The 18,304-nt window shown below is 69.5% G+C and carries 15 protein-coding genes and 1 pseudogene; all 16 read left to right on the top strand.

The features are described from left to right. Positions 1-220: 220 nt before the first annotated feature. Entirely contained in the window at positions 221-382 is a 162-nt protein-coding gene (locus U9983_RS09595; RefSeq protein ID WP_322753667.1) for an FxLD family lanthipeptide, read from the top strand. Between the two features lie 95 nt (positions 383-477). Continuing rightward, entirely contained in the window at positions 478-3,498 is a 3,021-nt protein-coding gene (locus tag U9983_RS09600) for a lantibiotic dehydratase (protein WP_322753668.1), read from the top strand. A gap of 214 nt (positions 3,499-3,712) precedes the next feature. Then, positions 3,713-4,915, top strand: coding sequence for a methyltransferase, FxLD system (gene fxlM / locus U9983_RS09605; protein WP_322753669.1), 1,203 nt, complete (start codon positions 3,713-3,715; stop codon positions 4,913-4,915). A 103-nt stretch (positions 4,916-5,018) separates the two neighbouring features. Then, positions 5,019-6,326, top strand: coding sequence for a lanthionine synthetase C family protein (locus tag U9983_RS09610; protein ID WP_322753670.1), 1,308 nt, complete (start codon positions 5,019-5,021; stop codon positions 6,324-6,326). After that, a pseudogene (locus tag U9983_RS27820) lies at positions 6,295-6,550 on the top strand (DEAD/DEAH box helicase); the annotation flags it as partial. The gene U9983_RS09610 and the pseudogene U9983_RS27820, both read left to right, overlap by 32 nt. Positions 6,551-6,823: 273 nt before the next feature. Then, a complete protein-coding gene (locus U9983_RS09615) occupies positions 6,824-7,162 on the top strand; it encodes a TcmI family type II polyketide cyclase (protein WP_322767904.1) in 339 nt (112 codons plus the stop codon). Next, a complete protein-coding gene (locus U9983_RS09620; protein ID WP_322753672.1) occupies positions 7,159-8,973 on the top strand; it encodes an acetyl-CoA carboxylase carboxyltransferase subunit alpha/beta in 1,815 nt (604 codons plus the stop codon). The genes U9983_RS09615 and U9983_RS09620 overlap by 4 nt, the downstream gene beginning before the upstream one ends. Further along, a complete protein-coding gene (locus tag U9983_RS09625) occupies positions 8,970-9,530 on the top strand; it encodes an acetyl-CoA carboxylase biotin carboxyl carrier protein (RefSeq protein ID WP_322753673.1) in 561 nt (186 codons plus the stop codon). Before U9983_RS09620 ends, U9983_RS09625 begins: the two co-directional genes overlap by 4 nt. Before the next feature lie 89 nt (positions 9,531-9,619). Beyond that, positions 9,620-10,969, top strand: a complete 1,350-nt coding sequence (locus U9983_RS09630) for an acetyl-CoA carboxylase biotin carboxylase subunit (protein ID WP_322753674.1) — start codon at positions 9,620-9,622, stop codon at positions 10,967-10,969. 13 nt (positions 10,970-10,982) lie between these two features. Then, the gene (locus U9983_RS09635) at positions 10,983-11,321 is read left to right on the top strand and encodes an acyl carrier protein (RefSeq protein WP_322753675.1); all 339 of its coding nucleotides are present in this window, start codon (positions 10,983-10,985) and stop codon (positions 11,319-11,321) included. Then, positions 11,321-11,890: an SRPBCC family protein gene (locus tag U9983_RS09640; protein WP_322753676.1), complete on the top strand. Its 570-nt coding sequence runs from the start codon at positions 11,321-11,323 to the stop codon at positions 11,888-11,890. The genes U9983_RS09635 and U9983_RS09640 overlap by 1 nt, the downstream gene beginning before the upstream one ends. Positions 11,891-11,913: 23 nt before the next feature. Continuing rightward, entirely contained in the window at positions 11,914-12,354 is a 441-nt protein-coding gene (locus U9983_RS09645) for a cupin domain-containing protein (protein ID WP_322749647.1), read from the top strand. Further along, positions 12,354-13,628, top strand: coding sequence for a beta-ketoacyl-[acyl-carrier-protein] synthase family protein (locus U9983_RS09650; RefSeq protein ID WP_322749646.1), 1,275 nt, complete (start codon positions 12,354-12,356; stop codon positions 13,626-13,628). The genes U9983_RS09645 and U9983_RS09650 overlap by 1 nt, the downstream gene beginning before the upstream one ends. Continuing rightward, positions 13,625-14,965: a beta-ketoacyl synthase N-terminal-like domain-containing protein gene (locus U9983_RS09655; RefSeq protein WP_322753677.1), complete on the top strand. Its 1,341-nt coding sequence runs from the start codon at positions 13,625-13,627 to the stop codon at positions 14,963-14,965. Before U9983_RS09650 ends, U9983_RS09655 begins: the two co-directional genes overlap by 4 nt. Then, on the top strand, positions 14,962-17,400 hold the full coding sequence (locus tag U9983_RS09660) for an FAD-dependent monooxygenase (RefSeq protein WP_322753678.1): 2,439 nt from the start codon (positions 14,962-14,964) through the stop codon (positions 17,398-17,400). The genes U9983_RS09655 and U9983_RS09660 overlap by 4 nt, the downstream gene beginning before the upstream one ends. A gap of 87 nt (positions 17,401-17,487) precedes the next feature. Next, a partial coding sequence (locus U9983_RS09665; protein ID WP_322753679.1) for an FAD-dependent oxidoreductase occupies positions 17,488-18,304 on the top strand: 817 nt, incomplete at its 3' end.

The raw sequence follows: 18,304 nt of genomic DNA on the forward strand, positions 1-18,304 counted from the left end.
TCTTCCCAGGTCAGCGGCCGGACAAGGCGCGAAGAGAAAACTTCGTCCCCGGGGGAATGACCTTGCGCCGTAGGTGAGGCATCGTTACCTTTCGTTACCGCCGAAGGCCGGCATGGTAACTCCCGACCCTGCGCCATCCCGAAGCGAATGCACGTCGTGCGCGTGGTGCTCAGGGATGGTCGGCAGGTGCGCCGGGGAACGGCACCGAGAGGAGACGCGGATGTCCATCGTGCAGGAGGTCGGCCCATCGGGTCCGATGCCGGCCGACTGGTTCGACCTGCCGATCACCATCGTCAATGACGACGGTTGCGTGGCGAGCGACGGCTGCGACACCTCGGACGGCTGCTCGTCGACCTGCCCGTCGGCGTGCGCCAGTTCGTAAACGCGAGTCGTCGCCGTGCCGTCCCGACGCCGTCGGGGCGGCACGGGACGGCGCGTCACGCGGATATGACGAAGGCAGGGGAAGGGACGACGCCGATGGGCGGGGCGCTATACCGGCCGGCGGGTCCCGCGTTGCTGCGCGCGGCGACGAACGCGCCGGGCAGCGTGGCGTGCTGGCCGGTGTTGGAAGACCCGGCGGCGTGCAGAGTGTGGTTGGCGCAGGTCTGGCCGGCGACCCGGGAGTCGGTCGCGCTCGCCAGCGGCGCGTTGGCCGCGCGGGTCGAGCAGATCGTGGCCGGGCATCCGGTCACGGACCGGCGAGTGCGCGCTGCGGCGGCGACGGTTGTGCGGTACCTGCTGCGTTCCGGGGGGCGGTCGACGCCGTTCGCGCTGTTCGCGGGTGTCGCGCCAACGGGGTTCGGCCAGGTGGGGTCGGTCCGAATCGGTGATCGTCATCGGTCGACGGTTCGGGTTGATGCCGCGTGGCTGGGTGAGATCATTGACCGTCTGGAAACGGGCCCGGTGCTGGCGCGGGTGACCGTCGTGTTCAACAGTCTCGTCGTCGAGCGGGCAGGGCGGTTGATCGTGCCGCACCCGGACGGCCAGGCGGAGATCCCGCTTACTCCGCCAGTGCGGCTCGTGCGGGATGCCGCCCGCGGTCCGGTGCGCTTCGCCGAGCTGGCCGACAGGCTGAACGAGGCGTTCACCGCCGCAGGCCCTGAGCGCATCGAGAGATTACTGCGTCAGCTCGTCGCCGAACACTTTCTGGTCACCAACCTGCGTGCGCCGATGACGGAGACCGATCCGCTCGGTCACCTGATCACGGTCCTTCGGACGGCAGGTGCGCGCGACCTGGTCGAGGTCGCGCCGCTGGTGGAGGAGCTGACCACGATCCACACCCGGCTCGGCGAACTCAACGCGGCGCCGACCCTGGAGGCACAGGCAGCGCCACGCACGTCGCTGCTCGCGGCGATGGACCAGATCGCCCCCCAACAACGCTCGCCCCTCGCCCTCGACCTCGTACTCGACTGCGACCTTCAGCTGCCCGAGTCCGTCGCTTCGGACATGGCCGTGGCCGCAGGTGTCCTGACGCGGCTGGGCCGAGAACCATTGGGACCGGCGGCATGGGCGGACTATCACCGCAGGTTCGTCGAACGCTACGGCGTCGGCAGCGTGGTCCCGCTGCGCGACGTGCTCGACGACGCGTCGGGGCTTGGCTATCCGGCCGGCTATCCGGGCTCGGTCCTGCCGGCACCCGCGCCGTCGGTAACGGATCGGGACCGGCGGCTGCTTGCTCTGGCGTGGGAGGCGCTAGCCGACGGTGGTCGTCTTGAGCTGACCGACGCACTGATCGGGCACGTCACCGCCGGTGACCTGTTCGGCCCGCGTTTCATCCAGCCGCACGGGGAGATCGTGGCGAAGATCTATGCCAGAAGCGTCGAGGCGTTGAATGCCGGGGACTACCTGCTGGCCGTGACTCCAGCCCGCGCGACCGGAACCCTGACCGCGAGGTTCCAGTCCTCGACCCGTGACGCGGCGATGGTCCGCGCCTACAGATCGGTTCCGGCGCTGCACGAGGGCGCCACCGCGGTACAACTGTCCTGCCCGTCCAGGTTCGTCCGCGGCCAGAACGTCGCACGGCTGCCCCGGTTTCTGCCCGAGGTACTGGCCCTCGGCGAGCCACCGTCGGAAGGACCGCGCGGGCTGAGACCCGCAGATCTGGCGCTGACCGCGACTGGGCGGGGTCTGCTGCTGATCGAGGCCGCCACTGGCCGGATCATCGATCCACAAGTGTATCACGCGCTGGCGCTCGATCGGCAGATGCCGTTGCTGGCGCGGTTCTTGGCGCATCTGCCACGCGCGTTCGCCGCGTCGCTGACTGCGTTCGAGTTCGGACCGGCCGCGGGCGCGCTGCCGCACCTTCCCGAAGTCCGCTACGGCCGGATCATCCTGGCCCCCGAACGCTGGCGCCTCCACACCGCCGACCTGCCCGGCGTTGACGCGCCGACTGCCGACTGGAGCGGCGAGCTGGGGCGGTGGCGGCACCGGCATCGGTGCCCAGAGCTCGTGGAGCTGGCCGACGGCGACATGACCCTGCGGCTGGACCTCACGGTCCCCGCCCATCGCACAATCTTGCGCGAGCATCTGGCCGACACGGGCGTGGCGATGCTGAACCGAGCCGTGCCCGGTCAGGACCTCGGCTGGATCGGGCATGCCCACGAGGTCGTCGCCCCCGTGTTCCGCGCGGGCCTACCCGCACCGAACAAACTCGCCCCGCCGCTGGTCAGCAGGGTCAACGCTGACGGCCACCGCCCCGGCGATCCGACCGCCCGATGGATCTCCGCCCGCGTCCATACACACCCCACCGCCATGGACGACATCATCGCCAGCCGTCTGTCGGTCCTGCGTACCCGGCTCGACGGCGCGCCGATGTGGATGGTCCGCTACCGCAACACCGAGCAGACCGACCATCTGCGCATCCGCGTCGCCACGGACGAGTCGCACCACGCGGCCCGCGCGGCGATCCTCGGCGCGTGGGCCGCCGAGTTGGCGACGAGCGGCGTCGCCGGACAGGTGGCCTTTGACACCTACTTTCCGGAAGCCGGCCGCTACGGCGCCGACGCGGCTCTCCAGGCCGCTGAAGCCGTGTTCTGCGCCGACACCACCGCCGCGATCATCGCGCTGCGCCAGCCGCCGGCCGGGCTGCATCCCGACAGCATCACGGCGTTGTCGATGCTCGACCTCGCCGACGCGTTCCTCGGCGGCATACGCCCTGCCGCCGACTACCTGATCACACGCGTTCTCGCCAAGCCGCAGACCATCGATCATCGTGTCGTCGGCGAAACCACCCGGCTGGCCCGCCACAGCGTCCCCAGGGATCTGCCGCACCTGCCTGGCGACCTCGCGGACGCCTGGGCAGCGCGCGCCAAGGCCCTGGCCACCTACCGCGCGGCGTTACCCGGCCAGATGGACCCCGCGACGGTCGCCGGCTCCCTGCTGCACCTCTCCTATAACCGACTGCGCGGCATCAACCGGGACCACGAGGCTGCCTGCCTTCGGCTGGCCCGCGGCGCCGCGCTCGCCTGGCGCACCACCCAGCAGGCGGCACCCGCATGACCGCGACCAGTCACCGCCGGCCCGGACATCGCTCGCGAACCGTGCCAGTGGCCCCGGCCCGACCCATTCCCGGCAGGGAGACCGGCGAGCCGGACCGAGGACGAGCCTGCCGGACTTGACCGGACCGACACACCGCCGTTTGCCCGCACGCCTCGATCAACGATCTCTGCCGCCGCACCATCCGACCGGTTCCCACTCCGACAAGGACGTGTCCATGACCACCGCGACACCCGGCACTGCCGCCGAGCTACACGCCGACATGGTCCAGAAAATCACCGACAGCCGGCCGGGCCTCGGTGAGCGTGTCGTCCACGCGCTGCGCGCGGTGCCCCGGCACCTGTTCCTGCCGGGCGCCACGATCGACGAGGCGTACAACCCCTACAAGTCGGTGATCACCAAGACGGCGGCTGATGGCGCTCACCTGTCCTGCGCCTCGGTCGCGACCCTCGTCGCCGGGATGCTGGACGAGCTCCGGGTCCGCCCCGGCGAGCGGGTCTTCGAGGTCGGTGCCGGCACGGGCTACAACGCCGCGCTGCTCGCCGAACTCACCGGCCCCGACGGGCAGGTCGTCACTGTCGACATCGATGAGGAGATTACTGAGCAGGCATCGAAAGCACTGGTGGCGGCGGGCTACAGCGACGTGCGAGTCCTGACCCGCGACGGCGCGCTCGGCGACGAGGCCGACGCGCCCTTTGACAAAATCATCGTCACCGTCGGTGCGTGTGACATCCCCGACACTTGGTTCACCCAGCTTGTCCCCGACGGACGGATGGTCCTGCCGCTGCGCTGGCGGGGACAGACCCGCGGCGTCGCCTTCGTCAAGGGCGACGACGGTGTGCTCCGCTCGGAGTCGGTGTTCCTCTGCGGCTTCGTCCCGATGATCGGCCAGGACGTCGAACGCGTCGCCGCGCTCCACACCGACCCGCTAATCCAGATCCACTACGACGTCGACCAGGACATCGACCCGGCCAGGCTGACCGGCATCTTCGACACCTCCCGGACCAGGGCCTGGTCCGGGGCAACCGTCGGCCCGCAGGACCCCATCGACGGGATCTGGCTGCGCGCCACCGCGAATGACCCGGCCGTCTGCCGAATCGAGGCAAGTCCCGATGCGGTCAGCACCGATCTCTGCGCACCATTCATCCCGAACCTGAGCCCCGCGCTGATCGCAGGCTCCTCGCTGGCCTACCTCGCCAAGCGCAGGTTGGAGGGCCCCGACACCGTCTATGAGCTCGGCGCCCACGGGCACGGCCCCGACGGCCGCGCCCTCGCCGAGCGGCTGTGCGGACACATCCAGACCTGGAGCACCGACCGGAAAGCCCGCCCGTTCCTGACCGCCACGTCCCTGACCGCCCAGACCAGTATCCCCGACCGCGCGATCGTCAAAAAGGACTGCGCGATCACCGTCACCTACTGAACCACCCGCGTACACGAGGCGGCGACCGCCGGCGGTGCCCCTGGACGCCCCCGGACCGGCTGTCCCGCGCCGAACCGACCGGACCGTCAGGAGGTGATGGTCAATGCCCCTGAGCACCGACCGTCGAGCGCGCGCCGCCACCGTCGCTGCCCGCCTCGCCGACGCGCTGACCGCCCCGCCAGCGTCCCAGCCCGACGGCGACCGAGCTTCGACCGGTGAGCGTCGGCGAGGCCAGTCGCTGGCCGCCGGCGCCGCGGGCGTCGCCATGCTGCACGGCCTACGTGCCCGGGACGGCGTCGGTAGCTGGGCCACCGTCGACGCCTGGCTCAGAGCCGCCACACGCGAGAAACTGAGCGTCGGGGCGCGAGCCGGCCTATGGCTCGGCGCCCCGGCCCTCGCGTTCACGCTCGCCACAGCAGCTCCACCCGGCCGCTACCGATTCGCCCGCCAGCATCTGGACAGCGCCGTCACAGAGATGACCGACCGGCGCCTCGCCGCAGCCAACCGGCGTATCGATGCCGGCCAGCGACCGGAACGCGCCGAATACGATCTCGTCCGCGGCCTGACCGGGCTCGGTGCCCACCTGCTCACGTCCCACCCGGACACAGACCAGCTCCGCCGGGTCCTGACCTATCTGGTCCGCCTCACCGAGCCCCTGCCCGCCAGCGGCGTGACCAGGCTGTCACTGCCCGGCTGGTGGAGCGGCGATCTTCCGGTGAGAGCGCCGGTTGACGCGTTCGCTGACGGCCACGCCGACCTCGGGATGGCCCACGGCGTCGCCGGCCCCCTCGCACTGCTCGCGCTCGCGTACCGTCGAGGCATCGTCGTCCCCGGCCACCTCGACGGTCTGAATCGAATCTGCGACTGGCTGGACGCCTGGCGCCAGGACAGCCCGACCGGCCCCTGGTGGCCCGAGAGGATTACCTTCAGCGAGCTGAGGGAGGGCCGCCCCGCCCAGGCTGGCTCAGGCCGCGCCTCTTGGTGCTACGGCACCCCCGGCCTTGCCCGCGCCCAGCAACTCGCCGCCATCGCACTGACCGACATGGCCCGCCAGGAACGCGCCGAGGCCGCGCTCGCCGCGTGCCTGGGCAACCCCGCCCAGCTCGCAAGGTTCGTCGACCCGACGCTCTGCCACGGCTGGGCCGGCCTGGTCGCCACGGTCCACCGCGCCGCGGCCGACGCCCGCTTCCACCCTCTCGGCAGCCACCTTCCAGCCCTGACCGACCAGCTCCTCGACAGCCTCAACATGACCGAGCCCGCCAGCGGATGGCCACCCGGCCTCATCGAGGGCACCGCCGGGGTCGCCGCCGTCCTACACAGCCTCGCCACCGACACCACCGCCACCTGGGAAACCGCTCTCCTCCTCGACCTCCCCCAGGCTCGGTCGGCGAGCTGCGGTATGGCATGGTGATGTCGCCGACTCGGCGAAGCGCAGGCTGGCCGCTGATCCACCTGAAGTGCTGCTGACCACGCCCGAGTCGATCGAGGCGATGCTTCTTTCTGCCCGGGTTGACCACCGGTGGCTTTTCACCGACCTGCGAGCCGTCGTCGTCGACGAGGTACACGCGTTCGCCTGACGACCGAGGCTGGCACCTGCTCGGGGTGTTGGCCCGGCTCACCCGGCTCGCCGGCCGGTCCACCTTTGTTCCCGCTGCGCCTGTTGTCGGAGCGACACGTCGCGGCGGATCGCCTGGCCCGGCCGTCGGTGCGGTGCGGTGCGGTCGGCGTGATCGGATGGAACCCTCCTCCGATGGTTACGCAGACGGTACAGGTGGACGCACGGCATGATCGCATTTACTCTCAGTAGTGGGTCAGTCTCGCCTGGAAACGTCGCCGTGAATGGGTCAGCGGCCCTGCCGGCCCCGGTCCCGGGGTTTCCCGGCCAGCTCGGTGGAGGGGGATCGCAACATGCACAGAACGCTGATTGTTGCCAAAATCGAACCCGGTTCCCACAAGGATGTCGCGCGTATCTTCGCAGAGTCGGACGCCACCGGTCTGCCGCGCGTGGCCGGCGTCGTCCACCGTTCACTCTACTCACTCGGCGATCTCTACGTACATCTTCTGGAAACCGTCGACGACGGCCGGCGGACGGTTGAGAACGCACGCGGTCACGAGGAGTTCAAGCGCGTCAGCGACCGATTGCAGCACCATATTCGGCCGTACCTGAAGACATGGCGTTCGCCCGCGGACGCGATGGCACACTGTTTCTACACCTTTGAGACGGCGTCTCAGGGGGAGGTCGCGTGAATACCGCTACCGCCGGGGCGAGGGCTGCGGCCTGGACCCGGTGCGGGTCCTGTACGGCGCTCGTCTACGGCAAGCGGCTGGCCCGCAATCTGCTCGTGTGTCCCGAATGCGGTCACCACAGTCGGCTCACGGCGTCGCAGCGGGTGGACCAGCTTCTTGACGCGGGCAGTTTCGCGCCGTTGCCGATCGAACCCGTGGCCTTTGACGTCCTGGGCTTCACCGATACCCGGCCCTACCGCCGGCGTTGGGAGGCCGCCCGCGAGGAGACCTCACTTGCCGAGGCGGTGCTGTGTGGCACGGCCAGTATCGGTGCCTACCCTATTGTCGCCGCCATCATGGATTTCCGTTTTCTGGGCGGGAGTCTCGGGTCGGCGGTCGGGGAAATGATTACCCTCGCGGTCGAACGTGCCGTCGACGACGCGCTCGCACTGCTCATCGTCGCGACCTCTGGTGGCGCTCGGATGCAGGAGGGCTGTCTGTCGTTGATGCAGATGGCAAAGACCGGCATCGCCATCCAGCGGCACCGGGAACGGGGCCTGTTGTCCATCAGCCTGGTGACCGACCCCACCTATGGCGGTGTGGCTGCATCGTTTGCCACCAACACGGACGTGATCGTTGCCGAGTCCGGCAGCCGGATGGGTTTCGCCGGCCCCCGCGTCATCCGCCAGACCATCGGGCAGGAACTTCCCGCCGAGTTCCAGAGCAGCGGATTTCTCGCCAGTAAGGGTCAGGTCGACATCGTCGCCGACCGGGTGGATCTTCGGAGCTGCCTGACGCGGTTGCTGTCGGCCGGGTACCGTGCGCCGGCGGCTGCCGGGGCGTCGGCCGGTCCTGCGCCGGCCGGTCCGCCCGCCGGTCCTGCGCCGGGCGGACTGCCGGGCGGACCGGTGGGCGGACCGGTGGGCGTGGTCATCACCGACCCGGAGCGGTTGGTCCAGCGCGACCCATGGGAGACCGTACGACTCGCCCGCGACACGGCCCGCCCGACCGTCCAGGATTATCTCGCCCGTTCCTTCGACGCTTTTGTCGAACTGCGGGGAGACCGCCTCTATGGTGACTGCCGCGCGGTGCTCGCGGGCCTGGCGGAGATCGACGGACTCGCCGTGGCGGTTGTCGGGACGCAGAAGGGGCACTCGACCGCGGATCTCATCGCGAACAACTTCGGCATGCCGCAGCCCGAGGGCTACCGCAAGGCCATGCGGGTGATGTCGCTCGCGGCCCGGCTCGGGCTGCCCGTGGTCACCCTGATCGACACCCCCGGCGCCTACCCGGGGCGTGAGGCCGAGGAGAGAGGGCAGGCGTCCGCGATCGCGCACGCCATCCAGCGGATGTCGGCCTTCCCGACCCCGATCATTGCTGTGATCACTGGTGAGGGTGGCAGCGGCGGCGCGCTCGCGCTGGCCGTCGCGGACCGCGTTCTTGTGGCGGAGAACGGTGTCTTTTCGGTCATCAGCCCGGAGGCGTGCTCGGCGATCCTGTGGAACGATGCCCATGCTGCCGCCCAGGCGGCGCGTGCGCTCGGTCTCACCGCCCCGTCGTTGTTGCGCCTGGGCATCGTCGACGCGGTGGTGCCGGAGCCGCTCGGGGGGGCACAGGCGGATCATGGTGCCGCCGCGGACCTGCTGCGGGCCGCGGTGGTGGAAACGCTGCGGCCTCTGCTGTCGGTGCCGGCGGCCGAACTGGTCAACGCTCGGCGTGGGCGCTTCCGCCGTTTCGGCCAGGCCGCCGTGGCGACCCCGGCCGCGTCCACGCCATCTCCGGGCTCAGTCGAACCGCGGCTGCGGCCGTGCCAGGAGGAGACGGCCGCATGAGACCGGGCAGCGCGACCGATCAGCGCCAGCACGTTCTGGGGTGTCTGCACGAGTATGCCAGGCGGCTGGCCGATGAACTACCGGGGCGCCTGGGCCGCATCCGGGTCTGTTCCGGAGATGTGATCATCGAGGTCGAATGGTCGCCGGTCGCGCTCGCTGCGGCCGTACCGGCCCAGCTGGATCCGGCCGCGGCGCTCGTTCCGGCGCTCGTACCCGCCGGCGCTGCCGGCTCCCGGGCTGTCGGCTCCGGGGACGTTGGTTCCGGGGCTGCCGGTTCCGGGGCTGCCGGTTCCGGGGACGTTGGCTCCGGGAACACCGTCGTCGTCTCCGCCCCGCTCGTCGGGACCTTCTACCACGCCCCCGAGCCAGGGGCGGAACCCTACGTCGCGGTGGGGAAGGTCATCGAGGCCGGCGCGACCATCGGCATCATCGAGGCGATGAAACTACTGAATCCGGTGACCGCGGATACCGGCGGGACGGTGGCCCGGATCTGCGTCGAGAACGGGGAAGCGGTCGAGTTCAGCCAGGTTCTCGTTGAAATCACGCCGCACCACTGACGGACCGCCGGGTAAGGCACGATCGCACAACCGCCTCGCCCGGCGGCCCCGAGGGGCCCCCGGCCCTTTTCCCGCGGAGGGATGTAGAATTGTTTCAGAAAATTCTCATCGCGAACCGAGGCGAGATCGCGTTGCGGGTCGCCCGGGCATGCCGTGAGCTCGGCGTCCGGACAGTCGCCGTCTATTCGACCGCGGACGCCGATTCCGTCGTCCGGCGATACGCCGACCAGGCCGTGTGTATCGGGCCGCCGCCGCCACGGCGCAGCTACTGCAATGTCGCCGCCATCATAGAAGCGGCTAAGATGACGGAGGCCGATGCCATCCATCCCGGTTACGGATTTCTGTCCGAGGATCCGGATTTCGCCGAGATCTGCGCGGAGAACGGTCTGGTTTTCATCGGTTCCCCGCCGGCTGTGATGGCGTCGCTCGGAGACAAAAGCGTGGCGCGGACGCTGATGCGCCAGGCTGGCCTGCCCCTGCTCACCGGCAGCGCGGAGGCCGCCCGCAACGCAGCCGACGTCCGCGATATCGCCGACGCCGTCGGTTACCCCGTCATCATCAAGGCCGTTGCCGGCGGTGGTGGTCGCGGTATGACCGTTGTATGGTCGGCCGCGGAACTGTCCCGGGCCTACACGCGGACGCGCGCCGCGGCACGGGCCGTGTTCGGCGACGACCGGATCTATGTCGAACGCTTTCTTGAGCGGGCCCGCCACGTCGAAGTACAGATACTCTGCGACGCGCACGGTGGAGGTATCCACCTCGGCACTCGTGACTGCTCGGTACAGCGCCGCCACCAGAAGCTGGTCGAGGAGGCGCCCGCGCCCGAACTCGACCCCGACCGGGTGGCCGAAATGTGCCGGGACGCCGTACGCGGGGCGCTTTCGGTCGGTTTCACCGGCCTCGGCACGGTCGAGTTTCTGGTTGACGAGGACCAGGCCCACTACTTCATAGAGATAAACAGCCGTATTCAGGTCGAACATCCGGTTACCGAGATGGTGACGGGATGCGATCTTGTTCACGAGCAGCTGTATGTCGCGTCCGGTACCCCGCTGCGGCTACGGCAGGAGGACGTCGTCGCGCGCGGCGTCGCGGTCGAGTGCCGGGTGAACACCGAGGATCCCGATCGCGGGTTCGTTCCCGCTCCGGGCCTGCTTGAACGGTTCACACCACCGGCCGGCCCGTTCGTCCGGGTCGATACCCACGGCTACCCCGGATACCGGGTCAGCCCGCATTACGACTCGCTGCTGGCCAAGGTGTCGGTCTGGGCACCCAGCCGGGCTGAGGCGCTGGGCCGGGCCGAACGCGCTCTGGCCGAGTTCGACATCGCCGGTCCCGGCGTGGTCACCACCATCCCCTTCATCAAACAGGTACTGGCTGACACCGAGTTCCGAAAGGGCCAGTATTCGACCGGCCTGGTCGAACGCCTGGTCGCGGACTGAAAAGGACACGGCGATGAGCACAGAAAACACAGAAAACACAGAAAACACGGCAAGCACCGAACACGCCGAAAGAACGGGCGGCACGGCGACCGGCGGAAATACCCGGACCGTGGTGACACCGGCCCAGATCTCGGAGATCCTCGTTACGAAGGCCGGCGTGGACCCCGGTATTCTCGCCGGGAACCCGGATATTTCTCTCCAGGATCTCGAAATCGACTCTCTGGCAGTGCTCGAACTGCAGGCGGTGATCGTGGAGAGATTCGGAGTCGAGATTCCCGACCACGCCGTCACGATGACCGTGAACGAGATCTCCGCTATCGTCAACGAATCCTTCGAGGAGGTCTCCCGGTAATGTCGGGACACACCGAGAACTCAGTGTTCATAGCCGCTCCATTCGGCGTCGTCTGGGCCGCCACGAACGATGTCGAGAACTGGCCGGACCTCTTCACGGAGTATGCCTCGGTGGAGATTCTGGAACAGCGGGGTGACGCGGAATGCCAGACTGACACCGTGCGTTTCCGGCTGGTCATGCATCCGGACGCCGACGGGCGGGTCTGGTCATGGGTGAGCGAGCGGACGGTTGACCACGAGCGCCGGGAGGTACGCGCGCATCGGGTCGAGCCCGGCCCCTTCCGGTACATGAACATCCACTGGTCCTACGAGGAAGTCGACGGCGGTGTCCGGATGACGTGGGTACAGGACTTCGCCATGCGCCCGGACGCACCCGTCGACGATGAGGCGATGACCGCCCGGATCAACATCAATTCTGTGATCCAGATGGAGGTCATCCGAGGCAAGCTCGAACGGCTGGCAGTCGGGGATCTTGATCCGGCCGGGGCCGGGGCCGGGGCCGGGGCCGGGGCACCGGGTGCGCCCGGTGTGGCCGGTGTGGCCGGTATGGCCCGCGACACCCGTGCATGACGAGCGAGAGGGGAGTTAGGAGCATGGCTGTCACATCCTGCTGGGGACATGTGGCCGCTCGCGACGTGCCGGCAGATCGGCGCCGCGGCGGGGAGCTGCGGGTGCTGCTCGGCCCGCGAACCGTGGGCAGTACGTCCGGCTTCATGGGCGTGGCGACGCTTCTGCCGGGCGAGACGATCGCCGAACATTACCATCCATACAGCGAAGAGTTCCTGTGTGTTACGCACGGGGTGATTACCGTTGATTGCGACGACGAGCCTGCGGTCGTCGCACCCGGCGAGGGGCTCTACATCCCGGTCGGTATGCGCCACCGGCTGCGCAACACCGGGTCCGAACCGGCGTCGGTGGTTTTTCATCTCGGTCCGCTCGCCCCTCGTCCCGAACTCGGACACGTCGACACCGAGAGCCCAGCTATCCAGAGTCCAGCTGTCCAGAGCGCAGCCGGCGACCCGGTGGCCTCGTGATGATCGCTTCGCGACGCGTGGCCGTGACCGGCGTGGGTGTGGTGGCACCGGGAGGGGCGACCCGGGCGGCATTCTGGTCGACCGTGACCGAAGGGCGCACCGCCACCCGCCGCATCACGTTTTTCGACCCCTCGCCGTTTCGCTCCCGGGTCGCGGCCGAATGCGATTTCGATCCGGCGGCGGCCGGTCTGTCCCCCAGGCAGACACGACGGTCCGACCGGTACATCCAGTTCGCCCTCGCCGCCGCCGCGGAGGCGGTCACCGACAGCGGGATCGTGTTCGACGAGGACACCGCGAACGCGACCGGTGTCGCGATGGGTACGGCGGTCGGCGGCACCACGGCGTTGGAAACCGAATACGTCGTGGCCAGCGACACCGGCCGGGAGTGGCTGGTGGATCCCGACTATGCGGCCCCGTTCCTCTATCAGGCGCTGATGCCGAGCAGCCTGGCGGCCGATGTTGCGGCCAGGTTCGAGACACACGGCCCTGCGCAGGTCGTCTCGACCGGTTGTACGTCCGGGATCGACGCCATCGGGTACGGCTACCAGCTCGTCATGGACGGGGAGGCCGATGTCATGATAGCCGGCGCCTCGGATTCCCCGATCTCGCCGGTCACGCTCGCCTCGTTCGACGCGATCAGGGCGACGTCACCGGATGATTCCGACCCCGCGCACGCCTCCCGCCCCTTCGACCGGGACAGGCAGGGCTTCATCCTGGGGGAGGGCGGCGCCGTCGTCGTCCTGGAGGAGATGGGACGCGCGCTGCGCCGGGGCGCTCACATCTACTGCGAGGTCGCCGGGTTCGCCACCCGGGGAAACGCCTTTCACATGACAGGCCTGCGGCCTGACGGCGCCGAGATGGCGGTCGCCATCGGTGACGCGTTGACCCAGGGGCGGTTGGCTGCGACGGACGTCTCCTACATCAACGCGCATGGTTCCGGGACGAAACAGAACGACCGGCACGAGAGCGCCGCCTTCAAGCGCGCCCTCGGCGACCATGCCTACCGGGTACCGATCAGCTCGATCAAGTCCATGGTCGGCCATTCGCTCGGCGCGATCGGCGCCATCGAGATGGCCGCCTGCGCGCTGGCCATCGAGCACGGCGTTGTGCCGCCCACGGCGAACTGGGCGAACCGTGATCCCGAATGCGACCTGGACTACACGCCCAACACGGCGCGGGAGCAACGGGTCGACGTGGCGCTGTCGGTCGGCAGCGGTTTCGGCGGATTTCAGTCCGCCATGATCTTCGCCCGGCCGCAGGAGGCCGGGCGGTGACGGGCCGGCCGAGAGAACCACGCGCGGTTGTCACCGGCATCGGGATCGTCTGCGCGAGCGGCATCGGCACGGACACCTACTGGAAGACGGCGCTGTCCGGCGAAAGTCGGATCGGACGCATCGGCGGGTTCGACCCGTCCCGATACGACACCACCCTCGCCGGCGAGGTGCCCGGATTCGAGGCTGCCGATCACATGCCCAGTCGGTTCATCGTGCAGACCGACCGTTGGACGCAGCTGGCCTTCTGCGCGGCCGGCCAGGCACTCGCCGATGCCGAGATCGATCCGGCGGCCCTCGATCCGTACGAGATGTCGGTGGCACTCGCGAGCGGTTCGGGGGGGAACGCCTTTGGCCAGCGTGAGCTCCAGCGGCTGTGGAGCTCACCGTCGCACACGGTTGGCGCCTATCAGTCGATCGCCTGGTTCTATGCGGCCACGGTCGGCCAGCTGTCGATCATGTATGGCATGAAGGGGCCGTCGATGGTGCTGGTGTCCGAGAGCGCCGGGGGCCTGGACAGCCTCGCCCACGCGGCGCGGCTGGTCCGCCGCGGGACCCCGGTCGTGCTCGCAGGCGGGACCGAGGCCCCGCTGTCGCCGTATGCGCTCACCTGCCAGCAGCACAACCACGCGATGACCGCCCGGACCGACCCGGCGCGGGCCTACTGTCCGTTCGATCTGGATGCGGACGGTTACGTGCCCGGGGAAGGGGGCGCCGTCCTGGTCATCGAGGATCTCGACCATGCGCTGGCTCGCGGTGCGCCCGTCATCTACGGGGAGATCGCCGGTGCCGCCGCTACGTTCGACGGGCGACCCCGGCCGCCGCGGCGGGGGAGCGGAGGCGACGTGGAGCAGTACGCACGTGCGATGACCACGGCGCTGCGGCGGGCCGGCGTGCGTCCGGGCGACGTCGATGTCGTCTTCCCGGACGCGCTTGGCGTCCCTGCCGCCGACCGGGACGAATGCGCTGCCATGTGGGCGGCATTTGGACCTGCAGCGCCGGCGGTCACCACCCAGAAACCCCTGGTGGGACGGCTTTATCAGGGTGGAGCGGCGCTGGACGCGGCTACCGCGCTGCTGGCCATGCGTCATGATCTTCTTCCGCCGACCGCGGGCACCCGCGCTCCGGCCCAGGGGTGCCGGCTCAACTTCGTGTCCGAGGTGACCCCGACACCGGTGTTCACCGCGATGGTCAACGCGCGCGGGTTCGACGGATTCAACGCCTCGCTCGTCCTACGCCGTTGCCCTGAGATCGATTTCCCTGAGATCGATCAGCATCCAGGCTCCCTTTCTGGTGTGTCCCCTTTGACTCGAAAAGTACCGGAGGACAAGCAGCGATGACCAACCCCGAGAGGGCCGGCGGCCCCGCGACCGGACTCAGCGAGACCGAGACGGTACGTACGCTGCTGCGGATGCGTGCCACCGCCGGCCGCGAACATGAGTTTGAAAACGCCTGGCGGAAAGCGGCTGAGGTCATCAGCACGGTGCCCGGCAACATCCGCCAGGACCTCATGCGTGATCCGGACCTTCCCGGCGAATATGTGATCGTCGCGGACTGGGAGACTCGGGCGGCACTGGACGCCTTCGGACGCGGCCCGCGACGCGACCATGTCACCACGGCGTTGCGGGAGCTGCGCGATGATGCGGACCGCCACACCTACCAGGTTCTACACACTCTGTCGGGCCGGGGATCGGCCGTGCGCATCCTGGTCACCACGACCGTACCCGCGGGTGACGAGGACATCTTCGAACAGGCCTTCCTCGATGTGGCCGCGGCCATGCGCGGTGTCCCCGGCCACATCCGTGAAGAGCTTCTGCACGAGCCAGGAACGCCCACCTACCACCTGCTCGCCGAGTGGGCGTCGAAGGCCGCGTTCCTCGCCTGGGTACAGGATCCGCGTCATACCGACCGGACCACCGGGCTGATTCCGTACCTCAACCGGGGGTTCTCCCGCCGTATCTTCACGATCGCGGCCCGGCCGCCGGACCCGGTGGCGGAGCTGGAACCGTCCGCGTCCCCGCCCACCGCCATCGGCACCGGCACCGGCACCGGCACCGGCACCGGCACCGGCACCGGCACCGGCACCGCACCGGTGCCGGTCAGCGGGCGGCGGGAGGCCCGCACGAGCATTGACGTGTTGGTGGTCGGTGCGGGACCGACCGGCCTGACCCTGGCCGTGGAGCTCGCCCGCCGCGGGGTTTCGTTCCGGCTGGTGGAGAAGAGCACCGAGCCGCCGAGTCAGGCGGACAAAGCCATCGGCGTCCACTGCCGAACCATGGAGATCTGGGAGGACATGGGCGTCGTCCGCGCGGCCGTCGACGCCGGTATCTGGTTCAACGGCCAGATCGTTATGATCAACGGACGTCAGACGCACCGGGTCGAATGGAACCTCCCGGAGCTCCCGTATGCCCACCTCGGGCTGCCCCAGTACGACACGGAACGGATCCTCACCGACCGTCTGCGCACGCTGGGCGGATCGATCGAACGGGGCGTCGCACTGCACGGTCTCACCCAGGACGCCTCGGGCGTGAGCGCAGCGCTGTCCGGCGCCGACGGTACGCAGGAGACGGTGCGCGCGAGGTACATCGTCGGCTGCGACGGCGCGCACAGTGTCGTCCGCAGGGAACTGGATCTGTCCTTCAACGCCGGGGCCGGTCGGTTCCCGCAGCTGTTCATGCTGGCCGACTTCGACGTCGACTGGGCGATGCCGCAGGGATACCTGCTGCGGTTCATGCACATGACCGACGGTGAGCTCGACGGGATGCTGGTGTGCGTCCCGCTGCGCGGCAAGGGCCGATACCGGATGGCGACCATGGCGCCGCCGCGGATCATGGCGGAGGCTGCCCGCACCGAGGTGCCGCCGGGTTTCACCAAGGAGTACGAACCGCCGACGTTGGCCGACTTTCAGGTCGTGCTCGACCGGCTGGCACCGGCCGGCACCACCGGAAGCAACCTTCGCTGGTCGTCGATCTTCCGGATCAGTCACGGGATCGTCGACCGCTACCGGGTCGGTCGGGCCTTCGTCGCGGGCGACGCCGCGCATCTGCACCCGCCCGCAGGCGGTCAGGGCATGAACACCGGGATCCAGGACGCCTACAACCTCGGCTGGAAGCTCGCGCTCGCCGTGAGCGGGCACGCCGGGCCCGGGCTGCTCGACACCTACGAGGCCGAGCGCCGCCCAGCCGGCCGGGCGGTCATGGACCGCGCCGTGCGGGTGGCGTTCACCGACGAGATGGACAACGCCGATGAAAAGGCGCAGTTCCTCGACGAGATGCAGATGACCCTGAGCTACCACGGCACCCCGGGGGTCGGCGAGGCACTGGGTTGGGAGGCGCCCGAACGGTCCCCGGCGGCCGGGGACCGCGCGCCCGACGTGCACGGTCTGACCCGCCGCGGTGTCGGGCATCCGATGCGGCTGTTCGAGCTGACCCGCGGCACCGTGCACACGTTGCTGATCTACGTGGACGCGTCCACGACCGAGGAGGACCTGCGTGGCTACGAGAAGATGGCCGGCTCGATGTGGCAACAGTTTCCCGGGCTGGTCGACATCTATCTCGTCCGGGATCTGGATGCCACGTCGTCGCCGGGCGTCGACCTGCCCGTCGTCTATGACACCGGCCGGACGTTCCGCGCGGCCTACGCACCCACCGGACCGTGCGCCTACCTGATCCGCCCGGACGGGCACGTGGGCTTCCGGACCAGGCCGATCCTCACGGGTGCCCTTGAGGACCATCTGCGCGCCGTGTTCGGCGGCGGCGATCAGGCATCCCGGTAGCGCGGAGTCCGGTAGCGCGGAGCTGAGCGACGGGGATACACGACACGGAGGCACGACGCGGAGGCACGACACCGAGAGGGGATTGGGATGGCATCGTGGCTGGGATCGGGAAGGGGACCCGCACGACGGCTGCGGGTTGTCGTGTGCGGCGCCGGGACGGCGGGGATGACCCTCGCGCTCGCGCTCGCGCGGGAAGGGCATGCGGTCACGCTCCTCGAGCGGGACGCGACACCTGTGCCTGCGCAGGTTGATGCGGCTGCGGCCTGGAAACGGACCGGGGTCGCGCAGCTGCACCAGCCGCATGCCTTCCTCGCGCGCGGCTGCTCCGAACTGCTGACCGCTCTGCCCGACGTCGTGGCGGCGCTGCGCGGCGCCGGCGCGGTGGACGTCGCCCTGCCCGACGGGCTGAGTTCCTTCCTGTGCCGGCGCAGCACGTTCGAGTGGGTGCTGCGCCGGCTGGTCGAGGCCGAGCCGAGGGTCTCCATCCACATCGGGACCGTCCGGGCGATCGAGGTGTTCGGGGGTGCGGTCAACGGAGTACGCCTTGATGACGGCGGCCTGCATTCGGCGGATCTTGTGGTCGACTGCGGCGGCCGGCGCAGTGCCCTCACCGCGGCGATGCTCGCCCAGGAGACCTTCGACGAGCCGGCTAACGAGGTGTACCGGTCACGGCGATACCTGCTGCGGTCGGGGCGGGCGCCAGGTCCGGTCAACCGTGGAGTGATCGGGGTCGAGGAGGGTGACGGCTACTCGTTCCTGGTCTTCCCCCAGGACGCCGGGACCTTCACCGTCACGTTCGTGCATCTGCCGGAGGACAGCGCGTTGGCGGGCCTGCGCACAGTGCCCGCCTTCGACGCAGCCGTGCGCGTGGTTCCCTTCGGCGCGGCCTGGACCGACCCCGAGG

This window comes from Protofrankia sp. Cas3 (genome assembly GCF_963555955.1).
Taxonomy (GTDB): domain Bacteria; phylum Actinomycetota; class Actinomycetes; order Frankiales; family Frankiaceae; genus Protofrankia.

Coding starts and splice junctions, on each gene's coding strand:
- U9983_RS09600 (WP_322753668.1), top strand. CDS start 478: ATGGGCGGGGCGCTATACCGGCCGGCGGGTCCCGCGTTGCTGCGCGCG.
- U9983_RS09650 (WP_322749646.1), top strand. CDS start 12,354: ATGATCGCTTCGCGACGCGTGGCCGTGACCGGCGTGGGTGTGGTGGCA.
- U9983_RS09635 (WP_322753675.1), top strand. CDS start 10,983: ATGAGCACAGAAAACACAGAAAACACAGAAAACACGGCAAGCACCGAA.
- U9983_RS09615 (WP_322767904.1), top strand. CDS start 6,824: ATGCACAGAACGCTGATTGTTGCCAAAATCGAACCCGGTTCCCACAAG.
- U9983_RS09610 (WP_322753670.1), top strand. CDS start 5,019: ATGCCCCTGAGCACCGACCGTCGAGCGCGCGCCGCCACCGTCGCTGCC.
- U9983_RS09660 (WP_322753678.1), top strand. CDS start 14,962: ATGACCAACCCCGAGAGGGCCGGCGGCCCCGCGACCGGACTCAGCGAG.
- fxlM (WP_322753669.1), top strand. CDS start 3,713: ATGACCACCGCGACACCCGGCACTGCCGCCGAGCTACACGCCGACATG.
- U9983_RS09640 (WP_322753676.1), top strand. CDS start 11,321: ATGTCGGGACACACCGAGAACTCAGTGTTCATAGCCGCTCCATTCGGC.
- U9983_RS09625 (WP_322753673.1), top strand. CDS start 8,970: ATGAGACCGGGCAGCGCGACCGATCAGCGCCAGCACGTTCTGGGGTGT.
- U9983_RS09645 (WP_322749647.1), top strand. CDS start 11,914: ATGGCTGTCACATCCTGCTGGGGACATGTGGCCGCTCGCGACGTGCCG.
- U9983_RS09595 (WP_322753667.1), top strand. CDS start 221: ATGTCCATCGTGCAGGAGGTCGGCCCATCGGGTCCGATGCCGGCCGAC.